The organism is Burkholderia sp. Bp9004, from assembly GCF_003858025.1.
GTDB lineage: Bacteria > Pseudomonadota > Gammaproteobacteria > Burkholderiales > Burkholderiaceae > Burkholderia > Burkholderia diffusa.
The window spans coordinates 1-12,325 of the sequence record NZ_QTQD01000049.1 but is presented as its reverse complement, the minus strand read 5'-3'; the positions used below and the strand labels follow the sequence as shown (position 1 = coordinate 12,325).

Here is a 12,325-nt window from a genome sequence, read left to right as displayed (position 1 = left end):
TGCCTTAGATGGCGAGGCGCTTGCGGCCCTTCGCGCGGCGAGCGTTGATGACCTTGCGGCCACCTGCCGTCTTCATGCGGACACGGAAGCCATGGGTGCGCTTGCGGCGCGTCACGGACGGTTGGTAAGTACGTTTCATGATGTTCTCACTTGTTCGAGAATGTCGAAATTCAGGGGACCGCGTGCCCTTAACCGGAGGCATTCGGGCGAACGCAATCGCCGGGAATACAGGATTGGTTTTCGCGGAACCCGCTATTTAAACCGTTTTTCTCTTGACGGTCAATACTTTAGGAGTCGCTCGCCTGTGCCGAGCCACTCCGATCCGGCCCCGCGACCCACAACCGCAGCCTGTGGATAAGTCCCGCTGTGGCCGCGTTTGGCGTTAGAATCTCGCCTTATCTCCAAGAATCCCGCACGCCGCTTCGGCCCGCGCCTGCCCCTCCAAGACTGTGACGCAGGCGTCCGAGGCACGCTCGCACGACCGCTTCGGGCCTTGTTGCGCAACCGCGACAAGGGCGCCGGCGAGCCGCGCTGTGCACGCAAAAAACGACAGCTACTTGATGAACGATTTCTGGCAACACTGTTCCGCACTGCTGGAGCGCGAGCTGACGCCCCAGCAGTACGTGACGTGGATCAAACCCTTGGCCCCGGTGGCCTTCGATGCGTCGGCGAACACGCTGTCCATCGCCGCGCCGAACCGCTTCAAGCTGGACTGGGTCAAGAGCCAGTTTTCGGGCCGGATCTCCGATCTGGCCCGTGAATTCTGGAACACGCCGATCGAAGTCCAGTTCGTCCTCGATCCGAAGGCCGGCATGCGCAGCGCCCCCGCAGGCGGCGCGACGGCCGCCCCGCGCGCGCCGCTGGCCCCGACCGGCCCCGCCGCTCAGGTCGCCGCGATCGCCGCCAACCTGAGCGCGAATGCCGCTGCCCCGAGCGCGCCGGCCGACGTGCCGATGACGCCGTCGGCGGCCGCCGCACATCACCTGAACGCCGACGACGCCGACATCGACCTGCCGAGCCTGCCCGCGCACGAAGCAGCCGCCGGCCGCCGCACGTGGCGCCCGGGCCCCGGTGCCGCGCCCGCGAACGGCGGTGAAGCCGATTCGATGTACGAACGTTCGAAGCTGAACCCCGTGCTCACGTTCGACAACTTCGTGACCGGTAAGGCCAACCAGCTCGCGCGCGCCGCCGCGATCCAGGTCGCGGACAACCCCGGCATCTCGTACAACCCGCTGTTCCTGTACGGCGGCGTCGGCCTCGGCAAGACCCACCTGATCCACGCGATCGGCAACCAGCTGCTGCTCGACAAGGCCGGCGCGCGGATCCGCTACATCCATGCCGAGCAATACGTGTCGGACGTGGTGAAGGCGTACCAGCGCAAGGCGTTCGACGACTTCAAGCGCTACTACCACTCGCTCGACCTGCTGCTGATCGACGATATCCAGTTCTTCTCCGGCAAGTCGCGCACGCAAGAGGAATTCTTCTACGCGTTCGAGGCGCTCGTCGCGAACAAGGCGCAGGTGATCATCACCAGCGACACGTATCCGAAGGAGATCTCGGGCATCGACGATCGCCTGATCTCGCGCTTCGACTCGGGCCTCACCGTCGCGATCGAACCGCCCGAGCTGGAAATGCGCGTCGCGATCCTGATGCGCAAGGCGCAGTCGGAAGGCGTGAACCTGTCGGAAGACGTCGCGTTCTTCGTCGCGAAGCATCTGCGCTCGAACGTGCGCGAGCTCGAAGGCGCGCTGCGCAAGATCCTCGCGTATTCGAAGTTCCACGGCCGCGAGATCTCGATCGAGCTGACCAAGGAAGCGCTGAAGGACCTGCTGACCGTGCAGAACCGGCAGATTTCGGTCGAGAACATCCAGAAGACCGTCGCCGACTTCTACAACATCAAGGTCGCCGACATGTACTCGAAGAAGCGTCCCGCGAACATCGCGCGGCCGCGGCAGATCGCGATGTATCTGGCGAAGGAACTGACGCAGAAAAGCCTGCCGGAGATCGGCGAGCTGTTCGGCGGGCGTGACCACACCACCGTGCTGCACGCCGTGCGCAAGATCGCGGACGAGCGCAGCAAGGACGCGCAGCTCAACCACGAGCTGCACGTGCTGGAACAGACGCTGAAGGGCTGAGCGCGCGCACCGCGCTTGATAATTCGGCCTCCGCCCCAATTTAAGGGGGGCGGTTCGGTTTTGAGGCACAATACTGGTTTGACCGCCCCGGTGGTGGCGGGCCAAGAGCCCGGCCGGCGGGGCGCTGCGTGGCTGCTGCGCTGCAGGCCGTTACTCAACGAAGGAACTCTATGCAACTGGTCAAGACCGAACGAGACACACTCCTCAGGCCGCTGCAAACGGTCAGCGGCATCGTCGAACGCCGCCATACGTTGCCGATCCTCGCCAACCTGCTGATCACCAAGAACGGCCCGGACGTTTCATTCCTGTCGACCGACCTGGAGCTGCAGATCACCACGCGCGCCGATTTCGGCGTCGGCGGCGACCAGGTGGCCACCACCGTCGCGGCCCGCAAGCTGCTCGACATCCTGCGCGCGATGCCTGACGGCCAGGTCACGCTGTCGCTCGCCGACAAGCGCCTCACCGTTCAGTCCGGCAAGAGCCGCTTCGCACTGCAGACGCTCGCGGCCGACGAGTTCCCGACCGTCGCGCAGGCAAAGGATTTCGGCGCGACCCTGACCGTCCCGCAGAAGTCGTTCCGCCAGTTGCTCGGCATGGTGCACTTCGCGATGGCGCAGCAGGACATCCGCTACTACCTGAACGGCATGCTGCTCGTCGTCGACGGCGACCAGCTGATGGCCGTGGCCACCGACGGCCACCGCCTCGCGTTTTCGTCGATGAAGATCGAAGGCGGCACGTTCGGCCGCCAGGAAGTCATCGTGCCGCGCAAGACGATTCTCGAGCTGCAGCGCCTGCTCGAAGACATCGACGACACCGTCACCATCGACATCGCGCAGACCCAGGCCAAGTTCACGTTCGGCCAGGTCGAACTCGTGTCGAAACTCGTCGAGGGCAAGTTCCCCGACTTCCAGCGCGTGATTCCGAAGGCGCACAAGAACACGTTCGAAATCGGCCGTGAAGAGCTGCAGCGTTCGCTGCAACGCGCGGCGATCCTGACCTCGGACAAGTTCAAGGGCGTGCGCTGCATCATCGCGCCGGGCCAGCTGAAGATCATGTCGACCAACGCCGATCAGGAAGAGGCGCAGGAAGAACTCGAAATCGCCTACCAGGGCGATACCGTCGACATCGGCTTCAACGTCACGTATCTGCTCGACGTGCTCGCGAACCTGAAGGTCGACACCGTGCAGGTGAGCCTCGGCGACGCCAGCTCGAGCGCGCTGATCACCGTGCCCGAGAACGACGAATTCAAGTATGTCGTGATGCCGATGCGCATCTGACGCGCTCGACATCAAGATACACACCAGGGGGCGGCAAGCCCCTTTGGCGTTTTTATGGCGAACCGACAACCCGTCCCTTTGGTGCCTTTTCGGCGCCTGGGGCGGGCCAGGAAACTGGAGCGGCCCGGCGATTTCTCTCGCTGAAACGCACCGCGCCGCCACGAGAGTGGCCTCGCAGAACCGGAAGATATCCATGAGTGAACAGCACAATTCGCAACCCGATAACAGCAGCTACGGCGCCTCGTCGATCCAGATCCTCGAAGGTCTGGAAGCGGTGCGCAAGCGCCCCGGGATGTACATCGGCGACACGTCGGACGGCACCGGTCTGCACCACCTCGTGTTCGAGGTGCTCGACAACTCGATCGACGAAGCGCTGGCCGGATACTGCAACGACATCCACGTGACGATTCACGCCGACAACTCGATTTCCGTGACCGACAACGGCCGCGGGATTCCGACCGACGTGAAGATGAACGACAAGCACGAGCCGAAGCGCAGTGCTGCGGAAATCGTGATGACCGAGCTGCATGCCGGCGGCAAGTTCGACCAGAACAGCTACAAGGTTTCCGGTGGTCTGCACGGCGTGGGTGTGTCGTGCGTGAACGCGCTGTCGAGCTGGCTGCGCCTCACCGTGCGCCGCAACGGCAAGAAGCACTTCATGGAGTTCCATCGCGGCATCGCGCAGGATCGTGTGCTCGAGAAGGTGGACGGCGTCGAAGTGTCGCCGATGCTGGTGACGGGTGACACCGAGAACCGCGGCACCGAAGTGCACTTCATGGCCGATCCGACGATTTTCGGCACGGTCGAGTATCACTACGACATCCTCGCGAAGCGGATGCGCGAGCTCTCGTTCCTGAACAACGGCGTGCGGATTCGCCTCACCGACCTTCGTTCGGGCAAGGAAGACGATTTCGCGTTCGCCGGCGGTGTGAAGGGCTTCGTCGAGTACATCAACAAGACGAAGACCAACCTGCACCCGACGGTTTTCTTCGCCAACGGCGAGAAGGATGGAGTGGGCGTCGAAGTCGCGATGCAGTGGAACGACAGCTACAACGAGAACGTGCTGTGCTTCACGAACAACATTCCGCAGCGCGACGGCGGCACGCACCTGACCGGCCTGCGGGCCGCGATGACGCGCGTCATCAACAAGTACATCACCGACAACGAAATCGCGAAGAAGGCGAAGGTCGAGACGACCGGCGACGACATGCGCGAAGGGCTGTCGTGCGTGCTTTCCGTGAAGGTGCCGGAGCCGAAGTTCAGCTCGCAGACGAAGGACAAGCTGGTGTCGTCCGAAGTGCGGGCGCCGGTTGAAGAAGTCGTCGCGAAGGCGCTGGAAGAGTTCCTACTCGAAACGCCGATCGACGCGAAGATCATCTGCGGGAAGATTGTCGAAGCTGCTCGGGCGCGTGATGCGGCGCGGAAGGCGCGTGAGATGACGCGCCGCAAGGGCGTGCTCGACGGCGTCGGCCTGCCGGGCAAGCTCGCGGACTGCCAGGAGAAAGACCCGGCGAAGTGCGAAATCTACATCGTCGAGGGTGACTCGGCAGGCGGCTCGGCCAAGCAAGGTCGTGACCGGAAGTTCCAGGCGATCCTGCCGCTGCGCGGCAAGGTGCTGAACGTCGAGAAGGCGCGCTACGACAAGCTGCTGTCGTCGGAGCAGATCGTCACGCTCGTGACCGCGCTCGGGTGCGGGATCGGCAAGGACGATTACAACCTCGACAAGCTGCGCTATCACCGCATCATCATCATGACCGACGCGGACGTGGACGGTGCGCACATCCGGACGCTGCTGCTCACGTTCCTGTATCGCCAGATGCCGGACATGATCGAGCGCGGGTACGTGTATATCGCGCAGCCGCCGCTTTACAAGATCAAGGCGGGCAAGGACGAGCGGTATCTGAAGGACGATGTGGAGCTGAACGCGCACATGCTGCGGTTGGCGCTGCAAGGGTCGGAGCTGGTGCCGGGTGAGAATGCGGCTGCAATTTCCGGCGATGCGCTTGGGGAGCTGGCGCGGTCGTATCTTCTGTCGCAGAGCGTCATTGACCGGTTGAGCCGGTTGTATGACCCGGCCGCGCTGGAAGCCGTCATGGATGGCGTGGTGATCGACCTCTCCAACGAGGCTTCGACCGAGGCTTCGGCGAAGGCTTTGCACGCTGCGTTGCATGACGAAGCGCTGAAGAACGAAGTGCGGGTTGTGCCTTCGTATGATCCGGTTCGCGAACAGCGGGCGCTGCATGTCGAGCGTACGCATCACGGCAACGTGCGGGTTTCGGTCATCGACCAGGAATTCCAGCACACGGCGGATTATCAGCAGCTCGTGACCACCGCGAATACGTTCAAGGGGCTTATTGGGGAAGGGGCAGTCATCAAGCGCGGTGAGCGCAGCATGGCTGTGGCGGACTTCAAGAGCGCGATGAAGTGGTTGCTGGCGGATGCAGAGCGGAACGTCTCCAAGCAACGGTATAAGGGGCTGGGAGAGATGAACCCCGAGCAGCTGTGGGAAACGACGATGGATCCGGCGGTGCGGCGGTTGCTGCGTGTGCAGATCGAAGACGCGATTGCTGCGGATGGGATCTTTACTACGCTCATGGGGGATGATGTCGAGCCGCGGCGGGCGTTTATTGAGAGCAATGCGTTGAGGGCGGGGAATATTGACGTCTAACCTCTGGTAGACGGACACATATCCTAAGCATGTTTGTCGTGCAATCTGCCTAAAAAGAACAACGGCCGCCTCAGTCGAAGCGGCCGTTGTTCTTTCAGCCCGAGATTTTGCACGCCGGAAATCTCCACTTCCGACCGGGACTAATTCTGGTTCAGGGTCAGTACACCCAGGTAGCTCGATCATCGTCGCCGCTGCCGCCGAACAGCGGACCGACAAATCGCTTGCGCGAGACCCACAGGCCGGAATACGCCCTAGCATCCAGCGCGATATTAGCGTGTCGCTCCGAGTGCTTCGATCCGCAATGGAATTGCTCGCGCTTGTACAATTCCGATCTCGAACGGCTGTGATCCACAATACAGTACGAATTATCTAGCGATGCAATCTTGATTGCATCGCGCCAGATCTAGAAACCTACGGGGCAAAGTATGAGCAGGTACTGCGGAGACGATGATCCCAAATCCATCTTAGAAGCGGCCATTCACTGGCGTGACGCGGCGCTCTTAGGTAGCCGCTCAATCTTGACCAATCAACCGCTTTGGACATCGCCGGCTCTCGACTTGCTCGACGCGCACTTCGTACGTAACCCCGATCTCGGAGACGGAAAGTTTCTTGAGAAATTAGAGAGTCAGCTCGCACCGGCCGCGCACTCCGCGAAGCAACTGGTCGCAGAAATGATGTGGTTGCTGTACCTCTGCCCAAGTAGCCTCACAGCAGCCCACAAACGCAAGACTATCCAGGCTATTTGGTCGTGGTCCGGCGAACCGTTACCGACAGACTCGCGCTGGCTAGATGACGACGTGCTCGCAGGTGTCGGTAGCGCTGGCCCCGGCTTCAATCAAAATCAATGGCGCGAGCTCGTCTTCCTGATCAACTTCCTCCGCCGCTTCAGTGAGCTAACCAGCATTCGTCAACTGGAGTTGATCGGTGACGGTTGGGCATTCGATGAATGGCTTCGCCAGGTCCCCGATTGGGAAGCAAGACAGTTTCGTCACATGCTGCTCTTCCTGCTGTTCCCCGACGACTTCGAACGGATCTTTGGACAGAACGATCGCAAGACTATTGTTCGCCACTATTCAAAACACGAGCGCCGTGTAGTCAATCGCATGGATCCTGTTCAACTGGACCGCGAACTGCAAGCAATTCGAAAACGCCTTGAAACAGAGCGCGGTACAACACAGCTCGACTATTACGTGCCGCCGTTGAAGGGAGAGTGGCGCAGCGAGACATTCGCTGCAGCAACTGAGAACGTAACGGCAGAGCACATTCGGTTGGCTTTGCACGAAATCGATCAAGAAGGTGTGCCGAAGGATGCGGAATCCACTGGCTACGATCTGGTTTATGACGGCAAACGCTACCCACCTAAGTTGGTCCTGTCCCTGGCTGTTAAACAAGCAACGGGGGAGCCACTAGATCGTGCAGCCTTTTCCGGAGGCGAAGCTTCGTCCGCCTTCCGCTTGCTGCGACGCCTCGATTTCGAAGTTGAACCCAAGGAGGAGTCGTCAGACGGCATTCCGGAACTCCTCAGTCGCTTTCTCAAACAGGCGAGTGATGGAAATGAACTCGGAACAAGGGGCTACCTCAGCGTATACCGAGATCTAAAAGTCCGAGTGAGTTTTGGCAAAGGCAACTTCGCCCGGATTCCCTGGATCGCGTTTCTTGGCGATGGACAATCGGTCAACCAAGGCATCTACCCCGTCCTCCTTCTGTACGCGGAGCAGCAGCAATTACTGCTGTGCTATGGAGTAAGCGAGGAGGGGGCGTCCCGATTGAGCTGGGGCGAACTGGCTGGAGCACAAACGGTGAGGGATTGGTTTAAAGGACGATATGGTCGAGTGCCGGATCGCTATGACACATCCTTTGTTCGCGCGACGTACGACCTCACGCAACCATTGCCGATGGCCGAGCTGCAACAGGATTTGGATGATGTAATCGACATCTATAGCCAAGTTCTGGCTGGCAACGATGCGGGCGAGCTACCGGATGCAACTGATCTAGAGCAGTCGGACGAACCATTTCCTGTCAGAGCGGATCTTCGCGCAGCGATCGATGCATTCAGCAGCGCTCTAGCTACCAGTGGTGTGAAGTTCGGTGATCACCACCATGGTCTTGTCGCATCCTTCATTTCAAGCCTGATCACGAAACCGTTAGCAATTTTGACTGGACTGTCTGGTTCGGGTAAGACACAAATTGCCATTCGGTTCGGTGAGTGGCTAGGCGAGGATCGACTTCACGTCGCCGCAGTCCGTCCCGACTGGACAGGTGCGGAAGCGTTGTTCGGATACGAAGACGCACTTAAGCGGGAGCTAGACGGGCGCCGGGCGTGGTCCGTTCCCGCACCGTTGGAGTTCATCTTGAAGGCGGCAGCAGATCCACAGCATCCGTACTTGCTACTTTTGGATGAGATGAACCTCGCACACGTCGAGCGCTACTTCGCCGATGTGCTATCAGGTATGGAGTCAGGGCAACCGTGTATTCCAAACCTTCACAAGGGAACGGACGACTGCTGGCGACTGAAGGCCAACGCAGAAAAGCAGGTTCCGCTTCCGCGGAATCTCTGGATAGTCGGCACCGTCAACATCGACGAAACGACCTACATGTTCTCGCCAAAAGTTCTCGATCGTGCCAACACTTTCGAGTTTCGCGTTCACTCAAGTGACCTCTCGATCGAGGCGATCAAGCCGCAACCATGCGTTGCCGGGGACCAGGACCTGGTAAGGGGACTGCTGAGCATCGCGCAGGACGACAACTGGCATCGAGGTCGCCAGAGCGACGCGCTCAACGAGCTGAACTCGCGCCTGCGGCAGTTGCACGACCTCCTCAGTCGGTACAACCTCGAGTTCGGCCATCGTGTCTTCTATGAGGCAATTCGATTTGCAGCCTTGGCACAAGAGGCCGGAATCAACGGCCTAGCATCGATCGTGGATCGCATTGTCATGCAAAAGGTACTGCCGAGACTGCATGGATCGCGCAGACGCCTCGAACTGCCGCTCCTTGCGCTGGCGCAGTTCTGTCGAGATCTGCCGGATTCAATTCTGGCCGATGACAAGCTTCCGACATTTAAGATCGACGAAATGCCAGGCCAAGGTGCCGCACTTCCCATCGCCTATGCTAAGACGGTACGCATGCTTCGAAGCCTGCGTGCCAATCAATTTGCTAGCTTTACGGAATAAGCCGTGCGTGCTGCCTCAGACGCTATCGCACTTCTTCGCGACTCGACGGGGAACATCACCGCAAAGTTGCGCATAGCGGTGTTACCCCGTCGCTCTGCCACTCCTTTAGCAACGCTTTGGTGTTCCGACGATAGCATCCCAACGGAAAACTCTGCCGCTGGTATCGTTGAACTTTTGGAGGGCATGGAATATCGATACGCCTGGGAAATGCTCGGGTCAAACGGTAGCCCACTGATCGCCGATCCCGAAGAGCTTTTCCAGCCTGATACCACGGACGGGGCATCTGGCCGACTACGGCCCGGATTAGCGACCGGCACGATACGCGTCGTGCTCCGTACCGACGCTGGAACGCTCGGACAGATGGAGCTTGAGGTCCGATCGCGCAAACTCTCGTACCTTTCCGAGTATCGCTGGATGCTGCGCGATATTGCTGAGCGAATGACTGAGCTCGTGATGGATCGGTTCGCGGTGAGCGATGCAAGCTTCGAACTCGACGAGACACGTGACGCCGTTACGCTTTATCAGCGCTTCACATTTTTGCGGGCCTTGTTCGAAAGCGAAAACTTCCAAGGAGCGCTTCACGAGGTCATTCGACGTCCGCACACCGCATGGGAAACGACGAGCGACACAGTGCGTGCTGGCGCCGGGATACGAGCAGATTCACGTGTGCTGCGGCAAATCGCCAAAGGCGGATCTAGATCGGCTTGGCCAGATGGATCGCTGAAGTCCGTCCCGTCATACTTTGAGCGGGCACAAACAGAAGCGACCCACGACACGACCTCGAATCGCTTTGTTAAATTCGCTCTGGAGCATTGGCTTCGGCTACTTGGCGATATCGAGCGAGGACTTACAAAAGCCGCAGCCAGCCCCGCGAGAATGCGTGGGCAACGCGAAATTTCTGGCGTGATGTCGCGCCTAGAAGAGGTGCTCCACTGCGACCTGTTTACCGAGGTTGGGCGGCTCACAAGATTCCCAGCCGACGATCAGGTGCTCCAGAAGCGCGAAGGCTATCGGGATATCTTCAAAGCCTACGTGGAGACTGAATTTGCAGCGCGTCTCTCTTGGCAATCGTCACCAGACGTCTATGGCGCAGGCCAGCGCGATGTCGCCACGCTTTACGAGTACTGGGCATTCATTCAGCTTTCGCAGATCGTGGCAGACCTCGTGGGCCAGGCGTTCGATTTGAGTCCGTTGGTACAGGCCCGGTCAGATGGTTTGACCGTCGGCATTCGCACGGGCGTGGAGACTGTTCTCTCGGGCGAGGTTAACCGCTTGGATCGACGTATGCGAATTGAACTCTGCTTCAATCGAACCTATCGTCGAGGCACCGCAGGAATTGGGTCATGGACGAGACCGATGCGTCCCGACTATTCGTTGTTGATCAGTCCCGCCGATGATGAGCCTTCGTCCTTTGAACCTATCGCGGTTCATTTCGATGCCAAGTATCGGGTCGATTTCGTTCGAGAAATTTTCGGCACCGATAGCGAAGAAGCAAATGCCTCTGGCTCGGACTCGGTTTCTCGGTCGGAGCGTGGCGGCGTTCTGCGCGACGATCTACTGAAGATGCACGCGTACCGCGACGCTATTCATCGAACTGCAGGCGCATATGTGTTGTATCCGGGCGCCGACGACGAAGGGGACGGACTGCAATACCAAGAGTATCACGAGCTCCTGCCGGGATTAGGTGCGTTCGTGCTACGGCCAACCGACACCGGTATCCCAAGCGGTACGGTGGCACTTCGACGATTCATCAGCGATGTACTCGATCACGTCGCAACGCGTCTGACAAGGCACGAGCGCGGTCGATTCTGGCAGATGGAAACATATGGCACATCACCGCTTCGGCGATCGGCTCAAGCGTCCGCTTCCCCGCCCGCCGATGCAAGCGTGCTTCTGGGCTTCGTTAAAAATCACGAACATTGGACTTGGATTCGACGACGTAAATCGTACAACGTTCGAGCTGAAGGTCGCCGCGGGGGTATCCATCCGGGCACTGCCCTACTTAGCAGTCAGCTTCTACTCCTTTACTGCCTCTCAACACACGAAGTCGCGCTTGCTCGTATCGTTTCTGATGCAGAGGAAATAACTGAAGCAGGAATGGCTGCGGCAGGCTATCCATCTCCGCGGGGCAGCTATTGGTGTGTCCAGGTTCAATGGCTGGCCCGCGATCACTGGCTTGATCGACTGTCGCCCCACTCTATCGATGCTTACGTTAGAAGCTACGGGCTGGCCTACGGCGAACCCATCAGCATCTCTTGGGGGGACGTCATGTCGCTAGCTCACAGCGAGTAGATACCTGCCCTGGATGGCCTTCATCGACGCGCACTTCAAGCTGTTCGGATTCGAGCCGGGCGATCGCGTCTATCTCTAGATCCATCACAAAATCCAGCAAATCCGTACCACGCCGGACTATGGCGATTTGGATTTTCGCGAGCAGCCCTACTATCAAACGACCTGCCGAAGCCCGTTTGCACGCTAAATTGCAAGAGCCGCATTATGCGGCCCTCACTGCTTCGGTGATCGATCCCGCGTTCGAGACGTCGTCATATGGCCGTTCGGAGCTCGGAGACCAGTTTTGTTTTCAATGCCGATCGTCAGCAACCGGCACAACAACTACGAACCGATCGACGGCCCTGATCTCTTGCAGCCACATTTCCGCCGCCCAAATGCAAAAACCCCCGCCTTTCGGGCGGGGGTTCTTGGCTTAGGGAGCCTGACGATTACCTACTTTCACACGGGAATCCGCACTATCATCGGCGTAGAGTCGTTTCACGGTCCTGTTCGGGATGGGAAGGGGTGGGACCGACTCGCTATGGTCATCAGGCAAAGAGGGTTGTTGCGCTGCTTCGCAGCACAACCAATCTTGGAAGAAGCAGTAATTTCGTTGGGTTGTGAGGTTGTATCTCACACATACGCGGTAGTTCAACCGCTGTACGTCGAGTGCCTTGCACTCGACGTTCGACATTCGTAAAGCGCTGAAGCGCTAACGACTGTCGAAACAGACTTGTTATAGGATCAAGCCTTACGGGCAATTAGTATCAGTTAGCTGAACGCATTACTGCGCTTACACACCTG

Annotated in this window: 6 protein-coding genes and 1 rRNA gene; 5 read left to right on the top strand and 2 right to left on the bottom strand. The window is 59.4% G+C overall.

The window, feature by feature from the left end:
- Positions 1-4: 4 nt before the first annotated feature.
- Positions 5-139, bottom strand: a complete 135-nt coding sequence (rpmH, locus tag DIE08_RS33295; RefSeq protein ID WP_004198824.1) for a 50S ribosomal protein L34 — start codon at positions 137-139, stop codon at positions 5-7.
- A 421-nt stretch (positions 140-560) separates the two neighbouring features.
- On the opposite strand from rpmH, the gene dnaA reads away from it, so the two are divergent.
- The 5 genes from dnaA (at position 561) to DIE08_RS33270 (ending at position 11,542) form a co-directional block, all read left to right on the top strand.
- Positions 561-2,135: a chromosomal replication initiator protein DnaA gene (dnaA, locus tag DIE08_RS33290; RefSeq protein WP_221622466.1), complete on the top strand. Its 1,575-nt coding sequence runs from the start codon at positions 561-563 to the stop codon at positions 2,133-2,135.
- A 170-nt stretch (positions 2,136-2,305) separates the two neighbouring features.
- Positions 2,306-3,412: a DNA polymerase III subunit beta gene (gene dnaN / locus DIE08_RS33285; protein WP_059605245.1), complete on the top strand. Its 1,107-nt coding sequence runs from the start codon at positions 2,306-2,308 to the stop codon at positions 3,410-3,412.
- Between the two features lie 193 nt (positions 3,413-3,605).
- Positions 3,606-6,080, top strand: coding sequence for a DNA topoisomerase (ATP-hydrolyzing) subunit B (gene gyrB, locus DIE08_RS33280; RefSeq protein WP_124906038.1), 2,475 nt, complete (start codon positions 3,606-3,608; stop codon positions 6,078-6,080).
- Between the two features lie 518 nt (positions 6,081-6,598).
- The gene (locus tag DIE08_RS33275; protein WP_260436619.1) at positions 6,599-9,250 is read left to right on the top strand and encodes an McrB family protein; all 2,652 of its coding nucleotides are present in this window, start codon (positions 6,599-6,601) and stop codon (positions 9,248-9,250) included.
- A 183-nt stretch (positions 9,251-9,433) separates the two neighbouring features.
- The gene (locus DIE08_RS33270) at positions 9,434-11,542 is read left to right on the top strand and encodes a restriction endonuclease-like protein (RefSeq protein WP_260436618.1); all 2,109 of its coding nucleotides are present in this window, start codon (positions 9,434-9,436) and stop codon (positions 11,540-11,542) included.
- Between the two features lie 419 nt (positions 11,543-11,961).
- Here DIE08_RS33270 and rrf read toward each other — a convergent pair.
- A 5S ribosomal RNA gene (gene rrf, locus DIE08_RS33265) occupies positions 11,962-12,074 on the bottom strand.
- Positions 12,075-12,325: the final 251 nt, after the last annotated feature.

Coding starts and splice junctions, on each gene's coding strand:
- rpmH (WP_004198824.1), bottom strand. CDS start 139: ATGAAACGTACTTACCAACCGTCCGTGACGCGCCGCAAGCGCACCCAT.
- dnaN (WP_059605245.1), top strand. CDS start 2,306: ATGCAACTGGTCAAGACCGAACGAGACACACTCCTCAGGCCGCTGCAA.
- dnaA (WP_221622466.1), top strand. CDS start 561: ATGAACGATTTCTGGCAACACTGTTCCGCACTGCTGGAGCGCGAGCTG.
- gyrB (WP_124906038.1), top strand. CDS start 3,606: ATGAGTGAACAGCACAATTCGCAACCCGATAACAGCAGCTACGGCGCC.
- DIE08_RS33270 (WP_260436618.1), top strand. CDS start 9,434: ATGGAATATCGATACGCCTGGGAAATGCTCGGGTCAAACGGTAGCCCA.